The sequence below is a fragment of the Capnocytophaga sp. H2931 genome (assembly GCF_002302535.1).
Lineage (GTDB): Bacteria > Bacteroidota > Bacteroidia > Flavobacteriales > Flavobacteriaceae > Capnocytophaga > Capnocytophaga canis.
This window is the reverse complement of the sequence record NZ_CP022381.1, coordinates 227,947-254,075: the sequence shown is the minus strand read 5'-3', so window position 1 is coordinate 254,075 and position 26,129 is coordinate 227,947. Positions and strand designations below refer to the sequence as shown.

General features: G+C 36.3%; 19 protein-coding genes and 1 tRNA gene. 16 read left to right on the top strand and 4 right to left on the bottom strand.

The genetic code is table 11. The annotated features are described in order from the left end of the window. Nucleotides 1-588 precede the first annotated feature (588 nt). The 11 genes from CGC52_RS01060 to aroQ all read left to right on the top strand — a co-directional run bounded on the left by CGC52_RS01060 (nt 589) and on the right by aroQ (nt 12,506). Complete coding sequence (locus CGC52_RS01060; RefSeq protein ID WP_042010485.1) at nt 589-960, top strand: HU family DNA-binding protein; 372 nt, start codon at nt 589-591, stop codon at nt 958-960. Nucleotides 961-1,113: 153 nt separating this feature from the next. Then, nucleotides 1,114-1,314 (top strand): hypothetical protein, encoded by a 201-nt coding sequence (locus CGC52_RS01055; protein WP_042010462.1) that lies wholly within the window; start codon nt 1,114-1,116, stop codon nt 1,312-1,314. A gap of 470 nt (nt 1,315-1,784) precedes the next feature. Then, nucleotides 1,785-3,320 (top strand): signal peptidase I, encoded by a 1,536-nt coding sequence (lepB, locus tag CGC52_RS01050; RefSeq protein ID WP_042345122.1) that lies wholly within the window; start codon nt 1,785-1,787, stop codon nt 3,318-3,320. 12 nt (nt 3,321-3,332) lie between these two features. Beyond that, entirely contained in the window at nt 3,333-3,965 is a 633-nt protein-coding gene (locus CGC52_RS01045) for a WbqC family protein (RefSeq protein ID WP_042010466.1), read from the top strand. Between the two features lie 17 nt (nt 3,966-3,982). Beyond that, nucleotides 3,983-4,897 (top strand): UDP-3-O-(3-hydroxymyristoyl)glucosamine N-acyltransferase, encoded by a 915-nt coding sequence (lpxD, locus tag CGC52_RS01040; protein ID WP_042010469.1) that lies wholly within the window; start codon nt 3,983-3,985, stop codon nt 4,895-4,897. A 6-nt stretch (nt 4,898-4,903) separates the two neighbouring features. Further along, nucleotides 4,904-5,587, top strand: coding sequence for a cell division ATP-binding protein FtsE (locus CGC52_RS01035; RefSeq protein WP_042010471.1), 684 nt, complete (start codon nt 4,904-4,906; stop codon nt 5,585-5,587). A gap of 106 nt (nt 5,588-5,693) precedes the next feature. Further along, entirely contained in the window at nt 5,694-7,373 is a 1,680-nt protein-coding gene (locus CGC52_RS01030; protein WP_232751826.1) for a M23 family metallopeptidase, read from the top strand. Between the two features lie 318 nt (nt 7,374-7,691). Then, nucleotides 7,692-8,069: a RidA family protein gene (locus tag CGC52_RS01025; RefSeq protein ID WP_042010475.1), complete on the top strand. Its 378-nt coding sequence runs from the start codon at nt 7,692-7,694 to the stop codon at nt 8,067-8,069. A 150-nt stretch (nt 8,070-8,219) separates the two neighbouring features. Then, complete coding sequence (locus CGC52_RS01020; protein ID WP_042010477.1) at nt 8,220-8,441, top strand: DUF2795 domain-containing protein; 222 nt, start codon at nt 8,220-8,222, stop codon at nt 8,439-8,441. A gap of 232 nt (nt 8,442-8,673) precedes the next feature. Next, entirely contained in the window at nt 8,674-12,027 is a 3,354-nt protein-coding gene (secA, locus tag CGC52_RS01015) for a preprotein translocase subunit SecA (protein WP_042010480.1), read from the top strand. A gap of 65 nt (nt 12,028-12,092) precedes the next feature. Then, nucleotides 12,093-12,506 (top strand): type II 3-dehydroquinate dehydratase, encoded by a 414-nt coding sequence (gene aroQ / locus CGC52_RS01010; RefSeq protein ID WP_095893181.1) that lies wholly within the window; start codon nt 12,093-12,095, stop codon nt 12,504-12,506. A gap of 170 nt (nt 12,507-12,676) precedes the next feature. Here the strand turns inward: aroQ and CGC52_RS01005 are convergent, their stop codons facing one another. Continuing rightward, nucleotides 12,677-16,471: an Ig-like domain-containing protein gene (locus CGC52_RS01005; RefSeq protein WP_095893180.1), complete on the bottom strand. Its 3,795-nt coding sequence runs from the start codon at nt 16,469-16,471 to the stop codon at nt 12,677-12,679. Nucleotides 16,472-16,848: 377 nt separating this feature from the next. Between CGC52_RS01005 and CGC52_RS01000 the strand changes: the two genes are divergently transcribed. After that, the gene (locus CGC52_RS01000) at nt 16,849-19,797 is read left to right on the top strand and encodes a VIT domain-containing protein (RefSeq protein WP_095894412.1); all 2,949 of its coding nucleotides are present in this window, start codon (nt 16,849-16,851) and stop codon (nt 19,795-19,797) included. Nucleotides 19,798-19,948: 151 nt separating this feature from the next. On the opposite strand, the gene CGC52_RS00995 is transcribed toward CGC52_RS01000, so the two are convergent. The 3 genes from CGC52_RS00995 to CGC52_RS00985 form a co-directional block, all read right to left on the bottom strand. Further along, a complete protein-coding gene (locus tag CGC52_RS00995) occupies nt 19,949-20,704 on the bottom strand; it encodes a rhomboid family intramembrane serine protease (RefSeq protein ID WP_095893179.1) in 756 nt (251 codons plus the stop codon). A 15-nt stretch (nt 20,705-20,719) separates the two neighbouring features. Then, entirely contained in the window at nt 20,720-22,555 is a 1,836-nt protein-coding gene (mutL, locus tag CGC52_RS00990; protein ID WP_095893178.1) for a DNA mismatch repair endonuclease MutL, read from the bottom strand. 97 nt (nt 22,556-22,652) lie between these two features. Next, nucleotides 22,653-22,940: a hypothetical protein gene (locus tag CGC52_RS00985; RefSeq protein ID WP_095893177.1), complete on the bottom strand. Its 288-nt coding sequence runs from the start codon at nt 22,938-22,940 to the stop codon at nt 22,653-22,655. Nucleotides 22,941-23,115: 175 nt separating this feature from the next. Between CGC52_RS00985 and CGC52_RS00980 the strand changes: the two genes are divergently transcribed. From CGC52_RS00980 to CGC52_RS00965, 4 genes are all read left to right on the top strand, one after another. Beyond that, nucleotides 23,116-24,585, top strand: a complete 1,470-nt coding sequence (locus tag CGC52_RS00980) for a potassium/proton antiporter (RefSeq protein WP_042008163.1) — start codon at nt 23,116-23,118, stop codon at nt 24,583-24,585. A gap of 146 nt (nt 24,586-24,731) precedes the next feature. Further along, nucleotides 24,732-25,139: a DUF302 domain-containing protein gene (locus CGC52_RS00975; RefSeq protein WP_157909090.1), complete on the top strand. Its 408-nt coding sequence runs from the start codon at nt 24,732-24,734 to the stop codon at nt 25,137-25,139. A 154-nt stretch (nt 25,140-25,293) separates the two neighbouring features. Further along, nucleotides 25,294-25,366: transfer RNA gene (locus CGC52_RS00970), tRNA-Gly, on the top strand. Between the two features lie 95 nt (nt 25,367-25,461). After that, entirely contained in the window at nt 25,462-26,070 is a 609-nt protein-coding gene (locus tag CGC52_RS00965) for a trimeric intracellular cation channel family protein (RefSeq protein ID WP_095893175.1), read from the top strand. Nucleotides 26,071-26,129: the final 59 nt, after the last annotated feature.

The following is a 26,129-nucleotide window of genomic DNA, read 5'->3' as shown; positions in this document are numbered from 1 at the left end:
ACAAGAAACCGTAGGAGCGTATCGCAATACGCCCTTACGATGGTACAAGAAACCGTAGGAGCGTATCGCAATACGCCCTTACGATGGTACAAGAAACCGTAGGGGCGTATTGAAATATACCCTACGATGGTACAGGAAACTGTAAAGGCGTATCGCAATACGCCTTTATGATGGTACAAGAAACCGTAAGGGCGTATCGCAATACGCCTTTATGATGGTATAGGAAACCGTAGGAGCGTATCGCAATACGCCTTTATGATGGTACAAGAAACCGTAAGGGCGTATTGCAATACGCCCTTACGATGGTACAAGAAACCGTAGGAGCGTATCGCAATACGCCTTTATGATGGTACAAGAAACCGTAAGGGCGTATCGCAATACGCCTTTATGATGGTATAGGAAACCGTAGGAGCGTATCGCAATACGCCTTTATGATGGTACAAGAAACCGTAAGGGCGTATTGCAATACGCCCCTACGATGAAAAAATAAAAATGTTAATTTTTTTTGTTTCTCACGGAAAATGAATACCTTTGGTAGCGAAAACATCGTTTTTCAACATTGAATTTCTAACCAAAAAAACTAAAGCTATGAAGTATCATTTAGTACAAAAAGCAAATCCGCAAGATCGTAGTAAAAAGAAATTTTATGCCAATGCGGTAATTTCGAGTAAAGTAGAACAAAAGGATATAGCTAAAACGATTTCATCTAAATCGTCACTTACGGCTGGTGATATTGCCAACGTAATTCAGAATCTATTAGAAGAGCTTCCGAAAGAACTACTAAAAGGGAATAGCGTAAAGCTGGGCGATTTTGGAACATTCCGCATCTCCATTAGCAGTGAAGGTGTGGAAAACGAAAAAGATTTTAATGCTTCAATGATTAAGGACGTTCGCATTATCTTCACTCCAGGTGTGGAAATGAAAAAAGCCATTGAAGGAATTTCTTTTGAAAAATCGTAAAAAGAGGGTTTAAAATTTACGGCTGTATCTTTTGTACAGCCGTATTCTTTTTACGTAGTGGTCTTAAAAGTAATGTAAGAAAAGTTATAGTTTTTTTATTAATTTCAATTTAAAATTTTAATCTGTAATTTAATAACGTTTAAAAACTGAGTTATGGTTAAGAAATACTTTTTTTTAGGAATCCTTCTACTATTTGCTGTCATTGGCGTACATGGACAAAAGGCTACAGCCGAAACACCACCTATGGGGTTTATGACTTGGAACTATTTCGCTGAGAACATTTCTGAAAGTCAACTCAAAGAAGTTGTTGATGCAATGGTAAGTACAGGATTACGTGATGCTGGGTACAATTAAAAAATGAACAAGAATAAAATTCTACTACTTATACAATTGAAATTTTTATAAAAATTATTCATTAGAATTATTTCTAAGACACATTTTAAAATACAGAAATAAAGAAAGAAATGATTTTTCATGTAACAATTTAAAATTTTTGTATACTAAAATAAATAAAACTTACGTCAAGAAAAAAAAATGTTGACGTCAGGAAATTTTTAAAAATACATTTAGATATGGCGTTGTTCAATGCTGTAGTAATAATTCAAAAGGGAAAGATGTACTGCACTACATCTCTGTAATAGAAAACAATATGTAAAGAAAACTTACCTCTGAACAAATCTGCCGATGTATTGAATTTACACTTCAGTATTGGGTGGAATACCATCATTTGGCAGGTAAATTTGCCGTGCCAAAAAAAATGGAGGCAGTATTGTTTAATCAAGATTAATTTTTATCTTTGTGAACTTTAAATTTAAACACAGAATATGGCGTATTTTTATATTTTAGTTATAGCACAGTTAGTCAATGGTTTATTCTTTTGGAAAGGATACGAAAAGGCAGGTTATAAAGGATGGCAAGCCTTTGTCCCTTTTTACAATACGGTCATTTTTCTTAGGATTATAGAACGTCCATGGTGGTGGTTGTTCTTAGTGTATCTTCCTGTAATAGGGAATATTATGCTCATTGTGATGAACTATGAATGGTTGCATGTGTTTGGCTATCGCAAAAAACGTTACACGCTACTTTCGGTTTTGACTTTGGGTTTGTTTACTGCCTATGTAAGTTATACCGCTTTTTACGTAAAAAAAGACAATCAGGTTATCAAAAAGAATGTATCTTCGTGGATAAGTGCTACTCTATTTGCCGTAGTAGCAGCTTCAGGAATTCATACCTATTTCATTCAACCTTATATGATTCCGACTTCATCGCTGGAAAAAACATTGTTAGTAGGTGATTTTCTGTTTGTTAGCAAGTTCCACTACGGAGTTCGTGTACCGATGACACCACTTGCTCTACCGATGGTTCATGATTCAGTACCTGTGTTAGGAGTAAAGTCATACTTCAGCAAACCGCAACTACCTTATTTGCGTTTACCTGCCTTGCAGAAGATTGAGCGTAATGATATTACGGTTTTTAACTGGCCTACGGACACGGTGCGTTTTTTCCGCGACCCGTCAAATATTCACGTTCATAAACCTATTGATAAAAGGTCGAATTACGTGAAACGAACTGTTGCTTTGCCTGGCGATGTGTTTGAGATTAAGGATGGAGACGTGCATATCAATGGTAAAAAAGAGATATACCCCGTAAGAGCTAAGTTACAGTCTTCCTATGTTGTTGAGGTGCAACCTAATAAAGGGGTTTTCGATAAATACAGTATGTACAAACAGTTCGGTGTGACGGATTACTTTTTCGAAATTCAGCCTAACGTATATGTTTTCTCCTCTTTAACAGAAGCAGTAGCCGAAACTCTACGTCAGAATCCAAATATTGTATCCGTGAGAAAACGAGTGGAAGAGGTCGGAAAATATAATCCATCGGTGTTTCCGCATTCCGAAAAATATCCATGGAATGAAGATCAATACGGTCCAATTACCATTCCTGCTGAGGGAGCTACAGTAGTTTTGTCAGCTGAAAATTTACCGTTGTACAAACGTATTATTGAAGAGTACGAAGGTAATAAACTTCGGATACAAGGAGAAGATGTTTATATAAACGACATAAAAACGAATTCCTATACCTTTAAACAGAATTATTACTGGATGATGGGAGACAATCGTCACAATTCCGAGGATAGCCGTTATTGGGGATTTGTACCTGAGGATCACGTGCTTGGAAAACCCGTCTTAGTTTGGATGAGTTTAGACAGAAACGCTTCGGGATTGGACAAAATCCGTTGGAATCGTTTGTTCACTACGGTCAATGGCGAAGGGGAACCTGTTTCATACAGATACTATGTGTTAGCAGCTCTTGGATTATGGTTGGCATATAGTTTATTAAGAAAGAAAAAGAAAAAATAATTTCATTAGAAAATGTTAGAAAGCGTACTTTTGCATCCTACTTATTTTCCGTCAATTGCTCAATTTTATTGGATATTGAACCGTCCGTGTGTGTTGGAGGTTTCGGACAACTATCAAAAGCAAACACTCCGAAATCGGGCATACATTTACGGTGCTAACGGAAAACAGGCTTTGAATTTACCTATAAAACATGTGGGAGGAGAAACAGGCAGACAATTGTTCAAAGATGTTAAAGTTGAAAACCATTTTCCTTGGCAGCGATTGCATTGGAAGAGCCTCGAAACGGCATATCGTACTTCTCCTTTTTTTGAATATTATGAAGATGATTTACGTCCAATTTTTGAAAAAAACTACACCTTTTTATTGGATGTGAATATGGATACTATCGAAACGGTGTTGGCTTGTTTGCAAACCGATATTAATTTTGATAAAACCGTTTCCTACGAAGCTACTCCAAAACATTTGAAGGATGCTCGGATTTTGACTAACGCTAAAAAAGAATTGCCTGTGGAAATGACGGAATATCATCAGATTTTTTCCGATAAACATGGATTTATTCCCAATTTATCTATTTTGGATTTGCTCTTCCACGAAGGGCCTAACACCCAAGATTATTTAGCAACTCAGATATATATAAACATATAACATAAATAACACAGAAAATGCGTTTTCCACAACCATATACACTCAAACAAATAGCAACAATTATCGGGACTTCCTTTGTGGGTGATGACAATTTCCCTGTTTTAGGGATGAATGAAATCCACGTGGTTCAAGCAGGGGACATCGTTTTTGTTGACCATCCGAAATACTATGATAAAGCCTTGCAATCAAATGCCACAGTGGTACTCATTAACAAAGAAGTAGAGTGTCCTAAAGGAAAAGCTCTGCTAATTTCAGACGATCCTTTTCGGGACTTTAACAAACTGACAGAGTTTTTTAAACCTTTCCTGAAATCTACCGCTTTGGTCTCGCCAACCGCTAAGATTGGAAAAAATACAATTATCCAGCACGGTGCTTTCATAGGAAATAACGTACAGATAGGCGATAATTGTGTAATTCATTCGAATGTAAGTATCTATGACGATTGTATTATTGGCAATAACGTAACGATTCATGCGGGAACCGTGTTGGGAGCCGATGCATTTTACTATAAAAAGCGTCCCGAAGGGTTCGATAAGTTGAAATCAGGCGGTCGTGTGGTTATCGAAGATAATGTTGATTTGGGAGCTTTGTGTACTATCGACCGCGGAGTTACAGGTGATACTACTATCAGAAAAGGAACAAAAATAGATAATCAAGTTCATGTAGGACATGATACTGTTATCGGTGAAAAATGTTTAATAGCTTCCCAGACAGGAATTGCGGGTTGTGTTGTTATAGAAAATGAGGTAACCATCTGGGGGCAGGTAGGTATGACCAGTGGGATTACTATTGGAGCCAAAGCAGTTATCTTGGCTCAAAGTGGTATCTCAAAATCGTTGGAAGGAGGCTTGACTTATTTTGGATATCCAGCCGAAGAAGCTCGAAAAAAATATAAAGAAATGGGAGCCTTACGCAGACTTATAACTCAGTAAATCAAAATGGAAGCACCAATAGTACATCTTAAAAATACATTTATTCAACAACGGTCAAGCGTGGTGTTGTCAGATGTGAATTTGACCATCAACAAAGGAGAGTTGGTTTATGTAATCGGAAAAACGGGAACGGGAAAGAGTAGCTTAATTAAACTTCTTTACGGTGATTTGCCTTTGCTTAAGGGTGAGGGGTATGTGGCAGGGTTTAACCTAAAAAAAATGCAAGAGTCCGACATCCCCTTGTTAAGACGTAAGTTGGGTGTCGTGTTCCAAGACTTTAAATTACTTTCAGACCGAAATGTATTCAATAATTTGGCTTTTGTTTTAAAAGCCACAGGTTGGAAGGACTCCAATAAAATTAAACAACGTATTGAGCGTGTGTTGGCAAAAGTGAAAATGGAAGATATGATTTTGAAATTTCCACACGAATTGTCCGGAGGAGAACAACAGCGCGTGGCAATAGCCAGAGCTTTACTCAATAATCCTGAACTTATTTTAGCAGACGAACCAACCGGGAACTTAGATCCCGAAACTAGTGTTGAGATTATGCAAGTATTGAAAGAAATCAATGCTTCGGGGCGTACTATTTTAATGGCAACTCATGACTACGCCTTGATTTTAAAGTTCCCATCAAAAACTTTGAAATGCGATGAATCCAAGCTTTTTGAGGTTATCCAAAGAACTGTTTAAAAGATTTTCTGAAAAATATTAATATTGCATTTATTTTCACCACGACTCCAACTGCCTACAGCGGAAGGTGTCATGCAAATGGAAATAATAAAATCAAGACAACTCAATGAAATTTTCACTAACTATTTTTGTACTATTCATTAGTTTTTTTTCATATTCCCAAACCAAAACTGACTATATTTCACCGTTGGACATTCCGCTGTTACTCTCAGGTAACTTTGGCGAGTTACGAGGAAGTCACTTCCATGCAGGGGTCGATTTCAAAACTCAAGGCAAAGAAGGATTGAAAATCTATGCTATCGAAGATGGGTACGTTTCTCGTATTAAAGTAGGGGCATATGGTTACGGTAAGGCTTTGTATGTCACACATCCCGATGGGAATACCAGCGTGTATGCTCACTTACAGAAATTTTCACCCGATATTGAAAAATATATTAAGAAAAGACAATACGCACGAAAATCGTTCGAAATAGAAGCCTATCCCAAAGCTATTGAGCTACCTGTGAAAAAAGGAGAATTAATTGCTTATGGAGGAAATACAGGTAGTAGTGGCGGGCCTCATTTGCATTTTGAAATCCGTGATTCGAGTGCCAGAGCCATGAACCCTTTGTTGTTTGGCTATGACATTTTAGATGAAATTCCACCCAGTGTGTATCAATTAGTAGGCTATTCTCTTGGGAGCGATTCTCAAATTGAGAAGTCACAATTGCCACGACAAATCAATATGACCAAACAATCGGACGGGTCGTACTTAGCAGATAAAATTACAGCCAGTGGTAGTATCGGTTTAGGAATACAATCTATTGATAAGCAGAACGACACTTATCACATTTGTGGAGTTTACCGTGTTACCTTGGAAATCAACGGAATTGTACATTTTCAATATGTTTTTGACAAATTGGATTTTACAGAAGCACGTTATATTAATGTTTTTTCCGATTACGAGCAGTATGTGGATAAAAAAACAAGAATCCAGTTGTTGTACAAAAAAGCCGGAAATCGTATTTCAACGATTTACCGAAATATAAAAAATAACGGACATATTGACGTTCAGGATGGTATGTCCTATTTGGCAACCATTTCAGTTGAAGACATTAAAGGTAATACCACTCGAATTGTCCTTCCTATCGAAGGGAAGCAACAGGAAATAATAGAGCCCAAACCCATTGCAGAAGGGAAATTATTGGTAGCTAAGCGTGACCAGTTCTACACTTTTGAAAATGGAAATGTTTATTTTCCTGAAAATACATTTTATGATGATTTTATGATACAAATCGATAGTAAAAATGACACGCTTTCGCTACATCATCCACGAGAAGCTGTACATAAGCAATTTACTTTGAATATTGAAAATAAGAAATTTACGGAAGAGGAAACTGCACAAGTGTTTATCGCTTACTTGAATGAGAAAAATCGACCTTCGGCAGAACGAACAACTTACAAAAATGGAGTTTTCACGGCAAAAACTCGTAATTTAGGACGATTTACCCTTATGAAAGATACCATTCCACCAACTGTAAGGCCCGTGAATTTCAAAAATAATGGATTGTTAAATGCTTCAACTTTAAAAGTGGAAATCAAGGACGATTTGAGTGGAATTGGGAGCTATTCGGCATCCCTTAATGGTGAGTGGATTTTGTTCGAGTATGACCCCAAAACACGGATGCTTACGTTTGATTTTTCGGACATAGAGGCAAAAAAAACAGATGCGTATAAGTTAGAAATGATTGTTAAAGATGGAGTAGGGAACGTCCAAAAGCTAAACGTCTCGTTCAAGAAAAAGTGACGAAGCCTATAAAAAAATAATTTTGCTACGCCTACCTTTTTTTAGGAAGACGTGATAACGGGAACATGTAAAAACTGAATTTTCGATACGAATAGAGGCGAAAAACTTTCGGAAAATTCAATCGTATATCGTTTAGAAAAACGGAAGTGATGTAAAAAGTATGATATCTTAAAAAAAGAGGATATTTCTGTCAGGCTGAGCGAAGTCGAAGCCCTGTAATGATGAGGCTTCGACTTCGCTCAGCCTGACAGTCAGAACTTCCATCATACTTTTTACAACACGACCAGAAAAACAACAACATTTTAAATATTTATAAATATGAAACAAATAATTTTTACAGAAAATGCACCCGCACCGATTGGGCCTTATAATCAAGCGATTTTGGCAGGAAACACATTGTATGTTTCAGGACAAATTCCTGTAAATCCAAAAACTAATGAAGTCGTTAAAGGCATTGAAGCAGCAACCACTCAAGTGATGGAAAACCTAAAAGCGGTTTTAGAACAAGCAGGAGCCACGTTTGAAAACGTGGTAAAGACAACCATTTTCCTTAGCGATATGGAGCAATTCGGACAAGTAAATGCTATTTACGGAAAATATTTTGACGAAAAAACAGCTCCAGCACGTGAAACAGTGCAAGTGGCAAACCTTCCTAAATATGTAGAGGTCGAAATCTCTTGCGTAGCCGTATTGTAAATTTGAGTAAATTTCCATATCCCAAAAAGCTGTCTATTTCTAGATAGCTTTTTTATTTATGTAAAATTTAACAACAAAAAAAATAAAAAATATTTGCATAGTTAAAAATAAAATTTACTTTTGCAGAAATTTTAAAATACCTATTAAGCTATGTATTGGACGTTAGAATTGGCATCTTACTTAAGCGATGCACCTTGGCCTGCAACTAAAGACGAGTTGATTGACTATGCAATTAGAACAGGAGCTCCTATGGAAGTTGTAGAAAATCTTCAATCGCTTGAAGATGAAGGGGATATGTACGAGTCTATCGAAGAGATATGGCCTGATTACCCATCTGAGGAGGACTATCTGTGGAATGAAGACGAGTATTAATGGAATTTGACAATAGAAAGAAGTCTCTTTTTTGAAAGAAGAGGCTTTTTTTGTTTATTGACTTTTTGTCAGTTTTAAAACTATTGGTATATTTGTTGCCTTGTAAAAGCGTTCTGAATCCTTGCTCAAAACAGATGAACCTTTATAATTATATAAAATATTTAAGATGTTAGTATTAAGCATTTTATTAGAAAGGCCTACTAACTCTAACCACTAAAATAACATATTAGAAATGAGTATTGTAAATTCACTGATTAAAATTTTTGTAGGTGATAAAGCAAAAAGAGATTTAAAGTCTATTCAGCCTATTGTAGAAAAAATAAAAACATATGCACAACAGTTGGAAGCTATTTCTAACGATGAATTACGTGCTAAAACGATTGAATTTAAACAAAAAATTCGTGACGCTCGAGCTGAATTTGATGCTAAAATATTTGATTTACAACAGAAAGCAAATCAAACGGATGATATAGATGAAAAAGAAGATCTATATACCGAAATTGACAGTTTAAATGCAGAGGCCTATGAAATTTCAGAAAAGACTTTGGATGAGATTTTGCCTGAGGCTTTCGCTGTAGTTAAAGAAACTGCACGGCGTTTGGCAGGTAACCCTACTCTTACGGTTACGGCGACCCCTTATGACAGGGAACTTTCGGCTACTAAATCCTACGTAACAATCGAAGGTGATAATGCTGTTTGGCAAAACTCTTGGGATGCGGCAGGTAAGCAAGTTACCTGGGATATGGTGCATTATGACGTACAGCTTATCGGAGGGATTGCTCTGCATCAAGGAAAAATTGCAGAAATGCAAACAGGAGAGGGAAAAACTCTCGTAGCTACTTTACCGGTCTATTTGAACGCTTTAACGGGAAATGGAGTACACTTGGTAACCGTGAACGATTATTTGGCACGTAGAGATAGTGCTTGGATGGGGCCACTTTTTGAGTTCCATGGAATGCGTGTGGATTGTATTGACAATCATCGACCTAATTCACAGGAGCGTCGTAATGCCTATAATGCCGACATCACCTACGGAACTAATAACGAATTTGGTTTTGATTACTTGCGTGATAATATGGCACATACATCGGAAGATTTGGTGCAACGAGTTCATAATTATGCAATTGTCGATGAGGTAGATTCGGTGTTAGTAGATGATGCTCGTACTCCGTTAATTATATCAGGGCCAACGCCTAAAGGAGAGTTGCACGAGTTTAACGAATTGAAACCCCTAGTGTCGGATTTGGTGTCGAAACAACGTCAGTATTTGACAAAGGTTCTTGCCGACGCCCGTAAGCTCATTGCGGAAGGAAACACCAAAGAGGGAGGTTTTCTATTGCTTCGTGTGTATCGAGGATTGCCCAAAAATAAAGCACTTATTAAGTTTTTGAGTGAAGAAGGAGTTAAGCAATTACTTCAAAAAACCGAAAACTTCTATATGCAGGATAATAATCGCGAAATGCCAAAAGTAGATGAGGAATTGTATTTCGTGATTGATGAAAAAAATAATCAAATAGAGCTTACCGATAAAGGTTTTGCTGATATTTCTTTTGATGGGGATAAGAATTTCTTTGTACTGCCCGACATTAGCATTGAAATAGCAAAAATAGAAAAACAAGGTTTGCCTATTGAGGAAGAGGCAGCCTTAAAGGAAAAATTATTTCAAGATTTCAATATAAAAAGTGAGCGTATTCACTCATTGAATCAGTTATTGAAAGCCTACACGTTATTTGAAAAAGACGTTGAATATGTGGTAATTGACAACAAAGTATTGATTGTTGATGAACAAACAGGGCGTATTATGGATGGTCGCCGTTATTCCGACGGGTTGCACCAAGCTATTGAAGCAAAAGAGAACGTAAAAATTGAGGCTGCAACGCAAACGTATGCTACCATTACCTTACAGAATTATTTCCGTATGTACAACAAGCTATCGGGAATGACGGGTACTGCAATTACGGAAGCTGGGGAATTTTGGGAGATTTATAAATTAGATGTAATGGAAATCCCTACCAACAGACCTATTGCTCGTAAGGATAAAAATGATTTGATTTATAAGACCAAACGTGAAAAATATAATGCTGTAATTGAGGAAGTTGCGCGTATTTCAGAAGCAGGTCGTCCTGTACTTATTGGTACTACTTCGGTAGAGGTTTCAGAACTTTTGAGCCGTATGCTTACCATGCGTAAAATCAAGCATAATGTTTTGAATGCTAAGTTGCATAAAAAAGAGGCTGAAATTGTAGCAGAAGCTGGACAGCCTGGGGTGGTGACTATTGCAACCAACATGGCAGGTCGAGGAACTGATATTAAGTTAACTCCAGAGGTAAAGGCTGCAGGAGGTTTGGCAATTATCGGTACAGAACGCCACGATTCACGTCGTGTGGATAGACAGCTTCGCGGTCGTTCGGGACGTCAAGGAGACCCTGGAAGTTCTTTGTTTTTCGTGTCATTAGAGGATAATTTGATGCGTTTGTTTGGTTCGGAACGCATTGCTAAATTTATGGATAAATTAGGACATAAAGAAGGTGATGTGATTGAGCATTCGTTAATGACTAAGCGTATCGAAGCAGCACAAAAGAAAGTAGAGGAAAACAATTTTGGTATTCGTAAGCGTTTGCTTGAATATGACGATGTGATGAATGCACAACGTGAGGTAATCTACAAACGCCGTCGTCACGCTTTGGAGGGAGAACGCCTTAAAGTGGACTTGGCGAATATGATTTATGATACTTGTAAAGTTATTGTAGAGCAAAATAAAGGAGGAAATAATTTCAAAAATTTTGAATACGAACTTATTCGATTTTTCTCTTTGAAATCTCAAATTACCGAATCTGAATTCGGAAAATCGTCTGTTAATGATTTGATTAATACACTTTACAAAGAAGTATTGATTCACTATCAAGAAAAGACAGAACGCAGTGCCGAAACCGCTTTCCCTGTGATAAAAAGTGTTTACGAAAATCCATCGAATACCTATGAACGTATCGTAGTGCCATTCACGGACGGACAAAAGGCTATGAACATCGTTACCGATTTGAAGGAGGCTTACGAAAGTAATGGCAAGAAATTAATCAGTGATTTTGAAAAAAATATTACTTTAGCTATCATTGATGAGGAATGGAAAACGCATTTACGTCGTATGGATGAACTTAAACAGTCGGTACAATTGGCTGTGCATGAGCAGAAAGATCCGTTACTTATCTATAAATTTGAGGCTTTCGAGCTTTTTAGTTCAATGATAGATAAAGTAAATAAGGAAATTATTTCATTTCTGTTCCGTGCCGAATTGCCTACGCAGAATACACCAATTCAAGAGGAACAACGAGTACAACGTCAGCCTGAAAATTACCGAACATCGCGTGAAGAAGTTGGCGATGAGGTGGCAAATCAACAGCGTGAAGCTGGACAGGCTGTGTCAAGACGTTCGCAAGTGGTGGAAACCATCGTACGTGAACAACCTAAAATCAATAGAAACGAGCGTATTATGGTACAAAATATTCGTACCGGTGAACGTAAAGAAATGAAATATAAACAAGCTATTCCCCTCATTGAAAAAGGAGAGTGGATTGTAGTTCCGAGTTAGTTAAGTTACTAAATGAAATTGAAAGGCTATCTGAACAGGTAGCCTTTCTATATAATCAACATATTATGAAAATAGCAATCATCAATGGGCCTAATCTGAATTTATTAGGAAAAAGAGAGCCTGAAATCTACGGAAATGAAACTTTTGAACAATTTTTTGAAAAGTTGCAAAAGAAATATCCTTCCGTGCAACTGACTTATTATCAGAGCAATATAGAAGGAAAACTCATTGATAAAATTCATGAAATAGGCTTTGAATATGACGGAATAATCCTCAATGCAGGGGCTTATACGCATACGTCTATTGCTATTGCCGATGCTATCAAAGCAGTCACCACCCCTGTATTAGAAGTGCATATTTCCAACACCTATGCACGTGAAACTTTTCGTCATAAATCCTATATTTCGCCTGTGGCTAAGGGAGTTATATTAGGTTTGGGTTTGAAAAGTTATGAACTGGCATTGATAAATTTTCTATAAACTCGCTATTCGTTTTACGAAATTACAAATTACGAATTACGAATTACAAATTACGAATTACAAATTACGAATTACGGAAAAGCCTCGCCCCCGTAATTCGTAATTTTTCATTCGTAATTAACTATCGTACTTCGTAATTAACTTCGTAATTCGTAATTTTTCATTCGTAATTAATTAACCACCGTCCAGCCTTTTGCTCTAATAGCATTAAGTTGACTTTGAGAAAAGTCTTGATAGTTGTAATTGTTAAATTTTGCTTCTTCAGATGCTGAGCGTGTGGGCAAATCATCTACGATTTTTTGTTTGCTTGCAGGGGTTAGGTTGTTGTTTATGATAGTAATATGATTTAATTTTGTATTTTTACTAATATCTAAGCTTGTCAGTTGATTGTCAATACATCTTAAAGACTTCATATTAATGTTTTTACTAATATCTAAACTTGTTAACTGATTATGAGAACAATCGAATCCTTCTAAATTTGTATTTTTGGAGATATCCAAATCAGTTAGTTTATTATTGGAACAGAAGAATGTTTTTAAGTTCATGTTTTTGGAGATGTCCAAACTTGTCAGTTGATTCTTATTACAATAAAAATAAACTAAATCAGTATTTTTGGAAATATCCAATTTTGTTAGCTGATTTTCGAAACAATTGAGAAAAACTAAGTTAGTATTCTCACTAACATCCAAATTGGTTAATTGATTATAATCGCAGACAAGGTAAACTAGGCTTTTGTTTTTAGAGACATCTAAACTTGTAAGTCCACAAAAATTGCATCTCAAAGAGGTTACTTTCCCATAAATCGTTACTGTTTTTTCTGATGTTACTTGATTATTTATTACGTAATTAGTTGATGTTCCGTACAAATTATTAGAAAAACTTGTTACATTTTCTCCCGTGTCTTTTTGTCCGTTGTTGTTTAGGTCTATCCAAACACCGTTTTGGTCTTGAGGGTCAGCATTGATAACCAATTTAAGGCTATTTGCGGTTGTTTTTAGTACCATTTTTAGGGTTTCTTCGTCGGTTACTTTTACAACGCAAGTGGCTGTTTTCCCTCCATCGGTAGAGGTTGCAGTGATGTAGGCGGTTCCTGTTCCTACAGCGGTTACTTTTCCATTGGCATCCACAGTAGCAATGGAGGTGTTTCCGCTTGTCCACGTTACGGCTTTGTTAGTGGCATTTGTAGGCAACACGTTTGCTGATAAATTATGGGTGTCTCCAAGGCTTAAAGTTAAGTTGCTTTCTGATAACTCAACAGCGGTTACTTGCACAATCGTACTACCCCCTCCTGTAGGTATAGGAAATATTCTATCTCGGTATTCGCTCCAAAACCAATTAGGGTCGTTTTTATAGGTGTCTACATAGGCTTGTGGCACATAAATAAACGGATTTTTGTTACCGTGTCCAAAAAGTGATAAACTATATAGAGCATGAGTTCGAGGTGGGGTAGGAGCTTTCACCGTAATTGAAACCAATGATGGGGTATCTGCAAATAGTCTTGGGCCTATGTTTTCTAAAGTTGCTGGTAAAACAATGGATTGCAACGATGAGCAACCTTCAAAAGCAGACGTTTCAATACGTTTCATTCCCTCGGCTATGGTTACTTTGTTTAATGCCGTACAGTTTTGAAAAGCCTCTTCTCCAATCATGTTCACATTTCCATGAATTACTACTTCTTTTAGTCTTTTACATTGTGCAAAGGCTCTACTGCCTATTATAGTCACGTTAGCAGGAATAATCACTTTCCCATCAGCAGGGATTTTTGTGCAATCCCATCCTGTTAATACATTTCCGCTAATACGTGCTCCGTCGGGTATCACCGAGGAAGCTGTCACCGTTACTTTACAGGTGGCTGTTTTAGAACCATCTTCGGTAGTAGCTGTAATATAAACAGTTCCAGAAGCAACGCCCGTTACTTTTCCGCTGGAACTAACAGTAGCAATGGAGGTGTTTCCACTTGTCCACGTTACGGTTTTGTTAGTGGCGTTTGTAGGTAACACATTAGCCGTTAGCTGTTGTTCTCCACCCACAGTTACTGTAGCGGTTCCGGGTTGTATGTTTATGCTTGTTACCTGAATTATAGGAGTCGTTACGCTTACTTTACAAGTAGCAGTTTTCCCACCATCTTCGGTAGTAGCTGTGATATATACTGTTCCCGAAGCTACTCCCGTTACTTTTCCGTGATTATCCACTTTGGCTATTCCTGCGTTGGCAGTTGTCCAAGTTACTTTTTTATTGGTTGCATTCGTGGGGGATACCGTTGCAGTCAATTGGAGTTCGTCTCCTACTGGCAAGGTAATAGTTTCGGGTTGTATGCTTACATTTGTTACAGCTATTACGGATTCTACAGTTACTTTACAAGATGCTTTTTTTCCTCCATCTTCGGTAGTAGCTGTGATGTATACTGTTCCTGAAGCAAGGCCCGTTACTTTTCCGTTGGCAGTCACCGTAGCAATGGAAGGGTCAGCACTCGTCCAAGTTACTTTTTTGTTGGTTGCATTCGTAGGGGATACCGTAGCAGATAATTGACGTTGGTTTCCTATCGCTAAGACAATGCTTTCTGGCTGTATGCTTACGTTTGTTACAGCTACTATGTTTTTTTCTACAGTTACTCTGCACGATGCTTTTTTTCCGCCATCTTCTGTTGTAGCCGTAATGCTAACTACTCCTGCTGTAATAGCCGTTACCTTTCCATTTGCATCTACCGTAGCAATGGTTTTATCAGTAGTTGTCCAAGTTATTTTTTTGTTGGTTGCATTGGTAGGTGATACGGTAGCAACCAAAGTTTTGGTGTCACCCTCTAATAAGGTGATAGTTTCATTGTCCAAACTTACGTAGGCTACTGTAATCACTTTTTTGGATACGGTTACCTTACAAGAGGCTGTTTTCTTGCTATCTTCGGTAGTAGCTGTAATGTATACCGTTCCTGAAGCTACACCTGTTACTTTCCCCAAATCGTCCACGGTAGCAATAGCGGTATTAGCACTTGTCCAAGTTACTTTTTTATTGGTAGCATTGGCAGGCAAAACCGTAGCGGTTAAACTGTGGGTGTTGCCCTCCACCAACGTAATTTGCTCTTCCGATAGGCTTACGCTCTCTACAGCAATGACTTTTGTTTCGACGGTCACTCGGCAAATGGCGGTCTTTTTCCCACTTTCGGTAGTAACCACTACGGTAGCTGTACCTGCTTTATGGGCGGTTAGGAATCCTCCTTCGTTTATGGTAACGACAGCTTCATTTTCACTTGTCCAATGAATGTTTTTGTTGGTAGCATCGGCAGGCAGTACGGTGGCTGTTAAAGAATAGGTATTTCCTTCCACTAACGTAATTTGCTCTTCCGATAGGCGTACGCTTTCCACTTCAATAATTTTTGCCTCAACAGTAACCTCACAGAGAGCTCTTTTCCCTCCATCTTCGCTGGTTGCCGTAATGGTCACGACTCCCGCCTTAAGAGCCGTTAGCTCTCCCATTTCATTTACCGTAGCAATCGTGCTATCCGCAGAATTCCACATAACTTTTGGGTTAGTAGCCTCAGCGGGTAATATCGTAGTGGTTAAAGAGTGTGTGTCACCCTCAATTAGAGTTAGTTTTTCAGGGGAAATACTCACCGAAATTACATGGATAAACCGTGGGGCGATGGTTACCTTACATACGGCGGTTTTTTCTCCATCTTCGGTAGTTACTGTGATTTCAACCGTACCTGGTTTCAATGCTGTAATCAGCCCTTTGGCATCAACTGTAGCTACATCGGTGTTGCTACTTTCCCAGCTGACGCTTGCGTTGGTAGCATCTTCAGGAAGAACTATTACTGACAGTTTGTGGTTGTCCCCTTCCGTCAATTCCAATTCATTTTTCTCTAACGTAACACTCGTTACGTGAATGATAGGCTCTTCTTTAATACAAGCCAAAAGTAAAACTAAAGCAACCACACTGGTCACTACCCATTTTCCAATCTTTGTATTCATAACTATCAAATTTGATTTACTATTTTAAAAATATTTCCTTATGTTTTATAGTTTTTTGAGTATGTTAATCATCAGTTTCTGTTTCAAATCGCACAACAAAATAACAGAATTTGGTAAATAACTACAATTGTTAACGTTTGTTAAATGTTAAAATATTGAACCTAAAATCCTGTTTTATGCATGAACGGTCGAAAATCGTACCTGAACTGTCAATTTATTAACATTTCTTTAAGTGTTAAATTTAGAAGGATAATAAGTTAATTACGAATTACGGGATTTAAATTTCGTAATTCGTAATTTAAAATTCGTAATTAACTTAGCCTCTTGGCACAGTATTTGACCTCTTCAAAATGTTTAAAAATTGTAAATATAATGCTATGAAGTACAAATATCTTTTTTCCGGTGTTAGCATTTTGATGAGTGTAGTTTCTCATGCACAATCGATGCTTCCTAAAATGAAAATTGCAAGTCAGCAAAATGCAAATCCTATGGAATTGCAAGAGTTGCACACTGACATTTACGTTGTAGGGCAAACAGCGATTACCACTATGGAAATGGTGTTCTATAATCCTAACGATCGGGTGATGGAAGGTGAATTTGAGTTTCCTCTCGGAGCAGGACAAGTGGTTTCTCGTTTTGCATTAGACATCGACGGAAAGTTACGTGAAGGCGTGGTAGTGGATAAAAAACAAGGACGTGTGGCCTTTGAAAACATTGTAAGGAGAGGAGTTGACCCTGGTTTATTAGAGAAAACTGAAGGAAACAATTTCAAAGCACGTGTTTATCCTATACCTGCAAAGGGTTCTCGACGTATTTTGATTGCTTTTGAACAAGAATTAAGTCATAGAAATGGAAAAGATTTCTATTTTCTACCCATAAAAGGAGATTTTACGCTAAAAAAATTCAGTTTGAAAGCTGAAATTGTGTCAAGAGAAGTAAAAACAGAAGACGATAGTGTGGAATTATCATTCAAAAAATGGCGAAATTCGTATATTTCAGAATTGACAAAAACGGATTATAGGCTTAATAAAAACATCACTTTAATATTTCCAAAAATAGAAAAACAGCAGATTTTTGCTTCTACAGAAAACCAAAAAACGTACTTTTATGGAAGTATTTTACCTGAAAAAGAGATAATTAACAACAAATCGTTTCCCAAAAAGATTGGATTGCTTTGGGATATTTCGGCTTCAAGTGAGGAACGTGATTTTGATAAGGAATATCAATTGTTAGATGTCTATTTTAAAACCATAAAAAATGTTGATGTTGAGCTAATTACATTTAATATTCGTGCTAATGTTCCTAAAAAATTTAGTATTAAAAATGGAGATTGGTCAGCGTTAAATTCTTATTTGAAAAAACAAACTTATGATGGAGCTACTTATGTTAATCCATTGGAAATCAAGGATTCTAGTGATGAATATTTAGTGTTTACGGACGGAATTTTCAATTTTGGAGAGGAAAAAGATTTGAAATTATTGACTGCCATTATCCAAAAACCTGTGTATGTAATCAATTCAAAATCAGTAGCAAATACTGATAAAATGCAATATATAAGCAATCAGACAGGTGGAAATTTTATCAATTTATCACAACAAACAGTTGAAAATTCTTTGGAAAAATTACTAAAACCAACATTTCGTTTGATTGAGGCAAAAGTGAAGTCAGGAAAAGTGTCGGATGTATATCCACAAGTAGGAAGTCCAATCACAGAGAACTATTTTTCATTTGCAGGGCAATTGCAATCGGATAAAGCAGAGTTGGAGTTTTCTTTCGGATATGGAAATAAAATCACTGAAAGTAAAATAGTTACCATTCAGAAAAATATGGATTCTTCCGAAAAAGAATTTAAGCAGTTAGAACGTTTTTGGGCAGGGAAGAAAATCGCACAAATGAGGTCAGAAGCTGAAAATCAGGATAAAATAGATGCCGTTGGGAAAGAGTTTGGTATTGTAACTGAAGGAACATCGCTCATTGTTTTGGAACTTTTATCGGATTATGTTGCCAATAGAATCGTTCCTCCAACAGAACTACAAAAAGAGTATTTTGAAGCCATTGCTAAGGAAGATAAATACGTTAAGGAGGAAGAAAATCGCAAAAAATCTCAGAAAAAAGACAAAATTGAGGAGGTTATTGCGATGTCAAAAGCCCAAAGTGAGTGGTGGAACACGAGTTTTCCAATTAGTGTTGAGGAAAAAAACGGAAAGGGAGAGATTCCACCCCCATCGCCACCTGCATCTGCAATTGAGGAAGTTGTGGTAATATCTGCGACTCATTCAGATAGGAGAGAAGTGGCAGTAGAAGAAATAGCTTTTATGGAAGAAGCCGAAGTAGCGTCCGAAATGAAAGAGATGGTTGCGATGACCGGTGCAGGAAGCAAAAAAATGGCTGAAAAAACAAGCGTTAGTCAAAATAAAAATATTGATATTCAGTTAAATAGTTGGAATCCTGATACGCCTTATCAAAAAGTATTAGAATATACAGACGAAAGGAAATCCTATGAAACTTACTTGAAATTAAAGCAAGAATATGGTAAAACACCCGCTTTTTACGTCGACGTTGCCGATTATTTCTTCAAAAAAGGAAAAAGCGAAACTGCAACTTTGATACTTTCAAACTTAGCGGAACTCAACTTAGAAGAAGCTCAAATTTTGCGAGTTTTGGGATATAAATTATTAGAGTACAAAAATCCAAAATTGGCCATATTGATATTTCAAAAAGTACTGAAAATGAGAGAAGAAGAGCCTCAATCGTTCCGTGATTTAGGTTTGGCATTGGCTCAAGATAAACAGTATAATAAAGCTGTTGAAACGCTTTATAAAGTTGTTACCGAAGTATGGAATAGTCGTTTTTATGGTATCGAACTTATTGCAATGAACGAAATTAATAACATTGTTAATACGCAAAAAAATGTAAAAACGTCCTTTATAGACAAGCGATTACTGAAAAATGAACCAGTTGATGTACGTGTTGTACTTACTTGGGATACAGATAGTTCCGATATGGATTTATGGGTAACCGACCCTAAAAAAGAAAAATGCTATTATTCAAACGACCTGACGGAGTATGGAGGGAAAATATCAAATGATTTTACAGGAGGCTATGGACCAGAGGAATTTATGATAAGAAAAGCAATTGATGGTCAATATGAAATTCAGGTACAATATTACGGAAATTATTCACAAAAACAATTGTTCCCAGTAAGTCTTCGTTTAGAATTTTTCACCAATTATGGTTCCAGAAATCAGAAAAAACAAGAAGTTGTCATTCGGCTTACTAATAATAAAGAAGTTATTGATGTAGGAAAGTTTATTTATAAAAAGTAATTCATTTGGAAAAATTGTAGGGGGTATATAAGAAGAAGTTGAAAATTTCATTCAAATAAAAAGCCTCTGTTTGACCTTGGTGATGTTATAAAAAGTCTTCAAAAACTTTTATGTATTGCTATTGATAGGTTAAACAGAGGCTATTATTATGCTATCGTTTCCATCCATTGGCATCAAAGGAATTCTTTTTCCAATACCACATCATTAAAAATCCAATCAACGCACCTCCAACATGTGCGAAATGTGCGATATTACCACCAAAAATAGAGAATCCTGTAACACCTGAGAATAAATCTATTCCCACCAAAATAGGAATGAAATATTTAGCTTTTATCGGATACGGAATGAAAATCATCATGAGTTTGGCATCAGGGAACATCATCCCAAAGGCGACTAAAATCCCGTAAATTGCTCCTGAAGCTCCCACAGCTGGTGTAAAATAGGAACTCATCATATCGTTAAACGTACTTTTAGGAATAATATGCTCCCAAGCTGTGTTGTACTTGCCTTCGGCTAATACACTTTTCACCATTTCGGGCGTAAAACCATTATCAGCTAAGGCTTGTAATCCTTCCTGAAAATAGTAGTAATTCACTCCTGAATGTATTAACGCTGAACCTACGCCACACGAGAAATAGAAAAACAAAAATTTTTGTTGTCCCCAAATCTTTTCTAACGGACTGCCAAATGCCCAAAGTGCATACATATTGAAAAATAAGTGCATTAGTCCGCCGTGCATGAACATATATGTTATATACTGCCACCATTTGAAATTAGGATTTTCAAAAAAGTAGATCGCAGCATTTTCTGTGAGATTTATGTTGGGAATCAAATTGTATTCGGCAATGAAAAATACAATAACATTTATGATTATTAAGTGTTTGATTATTTGTGTGATACGTTCCATGAAATATATTATAGATTAAAAATATTTATCAATTTCATTAAGTGAAAGATGGCTATACACTCGCTTTCCAAGTGGCGAAATTAAACTTTCTTTACAAGCAAACAAATTATTTAACAAAGTTTCTTGCTCCTGTTCCGTTAGGTTTTGTCCTGTTTTTATGGCTAAACTACGGCTAAGACTTTGTGCAAAAGCCTCTTTTTGAGAGTTTTCGTTTGTAGGTAGGTTTTCAATGTGTTGCTGAATGAGTTCTTGAAATACGTAGGGAATATCGCTGTCCGAAATATGTAGAGGAACTCCATTTATTTGTATTTTATCTTCTTGAATATCAATAATAAAACCAATATTTTCAAATAATTCTTTTAATCTTTTGACCACATCAAGTTCCTCCTTTGAAAAAGATAATTCCAGAGGGAACATTAGTTGTTGACTTGCTGTACTTGTTGATTTTAAGGTTTTCAGAAAATCTTCATACAAAATCCGCTGATGTGCTCGGTTTATATTAACGATAATTAGTTCATTATGCAACGTTGTTACAAGGTATTTCTTTCCTATTGACAGTATATTTTTTCCTATTTGCGGTGACAATAGCTCTACATCAAAGAGTTTACTCTCAATTACTTGTGGTTCAAAGCTATTCAAATCAGATTCGATACCTACATACAGACTTTCCCACGAGCTTTGTTTTTTAGGGTGCGAAGAAAAGTTCTGTCCATTTCCCGAATTTCGGTTGTTTTGAGTTTCTTCTTTAAAAGGATTAAATTTAGGATCTATTTCAATTTTTGGAAAAACAGGTTCCTTATCCTTATAGCTATAAGGAATGTCGAAAGTCGTGTCTCGATTAAAATCAAGTACTGGAGCTATATTAAATTGTCCTAAACTGTGTTTTACTGCCGACTTGAGGAGAGCGTAAATGCTGTGTTCGTCCTCAAATTTTACCTCAGTTTTAGTTGGGTGAATATTGATGTCTATGGTTGAAGGGTTAACTTCCAATCGAATGAAATATTCAGCCTGTTGTTGGCTGTTAATAAGTCCTTCGTAGGCCACCGTAATAGCGTGATTTAGATATCTATTTTTTACAAAACGATTGTTTACCATTAAAAATTGCAGGGATTTCGTTTTAGCTATGTACTCAGGTTTCACCACGAAACCGCTTATTTTCAAAATGGGGGTTTCCTCCTCAATAGGTACTAATTTTTCATTTGTTTTTCCACCAAAAAGGTGTACGATACGTTGTCTAAAATTTGTGATAGGTAAGTTAAATAGCTCATTCCCATTGTTGTAAAAGTGAAAATGGATATTTGGATGAGCCAATGCTACACGATGAAATTCATCTAATATATGTCGTAATTCTACGGTGTCCGATTTGAGAAAATTTCGTCGAGCAGGGATGTTAAAAAACAAATTTTTCATTGAAATAGAAGTGCCATCAGCTGTAACACATGGTTCTTGATAAGTTATCTTGCTTCCTTCTATCCGAAGTTCTGTTCCTAATTCATCCGTAGGTCGTTTAGTGATAAGTTCCACATGAGCAATTGCCGCTATGGAGGCTAATGCCTCCCCTCGGAATCCTTTTGTTTGCAATTGGAATAAATCTTCCGCTTTTTGAATTTTGGAGGTAGCATGTCGTTCAAATGCAAGTCGGGCATCTGTTACGCTCATTCCTATGCCATTGTCAATGACTTGGATAAGAGTTTTTCCTGCATCCTTAACGATGAGTTTTATGTTAGTAGCCTTGGCGTCAATCGCATTTTCAAGTAATTCTTTCACTGCAGAGGCAGGTCGCTGAATTACTTCTCCTGCTGCAATTTGATTGGCAACGTGATCGGGTAATAAACGAATTATATCGGTCATTTTTATTTTAGGAATCGTTTTCTTGGTAGTCTGTGGGATTGTATATCTCAAGCTATATTTTTTAATCTATTCCCTATCAGGCTGATTTTTTTATATATTAGCTCCTTTTAAATATAGATAGATCAAAATCAAGTATATACAATGCTAAAAATAGTAAAATCGCTAACACAATTAGAAAAGTTTTGTTGATTTCTACGTTCTTGGTATTTCGACTGTTAGCACGGATATCTCGCCATTGAGCAGTGAAGTGATTGGTCTGTGTTTCGCGATCTTTTCGGATACGAGAGTCTAAATCATAGATGTTTCCTTTTTCTTTTCCATCATAATAGCGAGGAGTGTAATTGTATTTTTTATTTTTTGGTAAGGAGAATAATTTAAATTTCATAACAATTTATTTTTCAGATAGATATAAAATAGTACATCTTAGTTTTTACGTTTCTTTATGAAAAAGACATCAACGGGTAATGCAAAGATAGTCATTTTTTTTAGCATAAAACTATTTTTTCAGTTTTGGTTCTTAAATTTTTTTCATATTTTCGCACCAAAACCATGTACATATTATGAATTTAACCTCGGAAAACATATTACTCGTCGGGTCTTTACTACTACTTGTTAGTATCGTTGCAGGACGAACTTCTTACAAATTCGGAGTGCCTACTTTGATTTTATTTTTAGGTGTTGGGATGCTTGCCGGTAGTGATGGTATCTTGAAAATAGAGTTCAATAATCCTGGATTGGCTCAATTCATTGGAATTCTTTCTCTGAATTTTATTTTGTTTTCAGGAGGATTGGAGACTCGTTGGAAGTCTGTACAACCCATTTTGGGACAAGGGATTATGCTTTCTACAGTTGGAGTACTGCTCACCGCCGTGTTTTTAGGAGTTTTTGTGTGGTATGTTACTGATTTTACTATATTTGAGAGTTTGCTATTAGGTTCAATTGTGTCATCGACTGATGCTGCTGCTGTATTTTCGATTTTACGATCTAAAAATCTAGAACTCAAAGAAAATTTACGTCCAACTTTGGAGTTTGAGAGCGGAAGTAACGATCCTATGGCTTACGTTTTAACAACTACTTTTTTAGGTTTGGTACAAATTCCTGATCAAGATTTATTAGGTGTAATTTTTATTTTCCTAAAGCAGATTATATTAGGTGGTATTTTAGGATTTATCTTTGGGAGACTTAGTAAAATTATTTTCAACAGAATATCTTTAGGATTTGAAGGGTTATATCCTGTGTTAGCCATAGCTTTGATGTACATTACTTTTTCAGGAACCGAAGCACTTGGTGGTAATGGATTTTTAGCAATTTACGTAGCTGCGGTTTACTTAGGTAATCACAGTTTTATCCACAAAGGAAGTGTTATCAAAATGTTTGACGGATTGGCATGGTTAATGCAAATTGTGATGTTCTTGACCTTAGGTTTATTAGTTAATCCTTCTGAAACCATTCCATTGATGGGAATTGGATTGTTGATTTCTGTATTCTTGATTTTAGTCGCACGTCCATTAAGTGTGTTTTTGGGAACATTGCCTTTCAAAATGAGTTTCGCACGACGTTCTTATATTTCGTGGGTTGGACTTCGAGGAGCTGTACCTATTGTATTTGCCACGTATCCTATGTTAGCAGGTCTTGAAAAAGCAAATATCATCTTTAATATAGTATTTTTTATTTCGGTAACTTCCGTATTAATTCAAGGAACAACACTTTCAATGGTAGCCAAGTGGCTCAATTTGGCATCTGAACAACCTGCCGAAAATGAAGAAAACCCAGCCGATGCTATCAAGAGAGAACATCCTCGTGCGGTCATGCAAGAAATTTTTATTCCAGAAGATTGCTATGTGGTAGACAAAAAAATAGTAGATGTGGACTTTCCTTCCAATGCCATTATAGCAATGATAAAACGCAAAGACAAATACATAACTCCTAACGGTTCTACCCAAATTGAAGGAAATGATACCCTGATTGTTATATCTGATAACACCCAAGTTATGGATGAGGTTCGCAATGCTTTGGAGTTGGAGTCATAATTTTAATAATAACTTGAAGATTTTTTCACTCAGATAAAAGTAGAAATAAATTACCAGAGAGAGGGTACCTATGGAAGTTCAAAAATAAATTTAAAATTCATATGAAGCAGCTATTTAAATTTTTTATATGTCTCTTTTCGATAAGTGTGTTTTCACAATCGATTGATAACAAGTTGTTTACTGTAGAAAGTAAGTATGATTTCAAGCAGACAATAAAGTTACTCAAAAAAGGATTGACCTCGGAGAATATACAAATATTTTCAGTGATTGATCATAGCAAAGCAGCTAAAAAATCGGCACTACATTTGGCTCCTACCACAGTTTTAATTATAGGGAATCCGAAAGTAGGTACCGTTTTGATGCAAGAAAATCAATTATTAGCTATTGAATTACCTTTAAAAATACTCATTAGAGAAGTCAACGGAAAAACTTTTGTAACCTATAAACGTTTAGAAACCTTATATAATGATTATACGATTGAAAAAACAAAACCTTTACTTGAAAAAATTGACCAAGCAATGCTAAAAATAATAGAAAAAAGTATTTCTATGTAAGTTCAATTAAGATGTGGAAAAAAAAAGTTTATTTTTAATATGTTGTTAAACAGTATGTTATAAATATTTTCAAAAAAAACTCAAAAAAAAGTGATTAAAAATTTGGAGGGAATAAAAAAAGTCGTATCTTTGCAACCGTAAAACAAAAGGATAGGCGGGAGTAGCTCAGTTGGTAGAGCGTCAGCCTTCCAAGCTGAATGTCGCGAGTTCGAACCTCGTCTCCCGCTCAAAGCCGTCGAAAGACGGCTTTTTATGTATATAAAATATATGTAAACTTACTTCTCTAATTTGACTATTTTACAACTGTAAAAATACTGATACTATGGATTTATTTTACGCTGTTGATTTGGCAGGAGTTTTTGTATTTGCTATTTCAGGAGCTTTGGCTGCTCGCGAAAAGAAAATGGATTTGTTCGGGATTTTCATCATCGCGTTCGTTACTGGACTTGGAGGGGGAACCCTACGAGACGTACTATTAGGTCGAACACCGGTTTTTTGGATGCAAGCCCCTATTTACGTAGCAATGATTTTCGGAGGAACCTTGTTTGCTATTATCTTCCGAAATAAAATTCATTATTTGCGAAAATCCTTATTATTATTTGATACTATTGGTATCGCTTTTTTTACCATTATTGGAACAGAGATAGCACTTTCCTTTTCCTATGAATTGCATCCGACCATTGTTGTGTCTATCGGAGTGATGAGTGCTTGTTTTGGTGGAGTTATTCGAGACATACTCTGTAATGATATTCCTGTAATTTTTCATAAAGAAATTTATGCAACTCCTTGTGTTGTAGGTAGTTTAATGTATTTGGGGTTGAAAGAGCTACCTTTTTTTCACGATTATATTTCTTTGATAACCATTGTTTTTATTATAGCTTTTCGAACTTATGCCATCAAAAAATCATTGGAATTGCCTAAAATAGGTTAGCTCACATATCCGAAAAACTTGAATATAACGCTGAGTACATAAATACTTTTATATCTTTT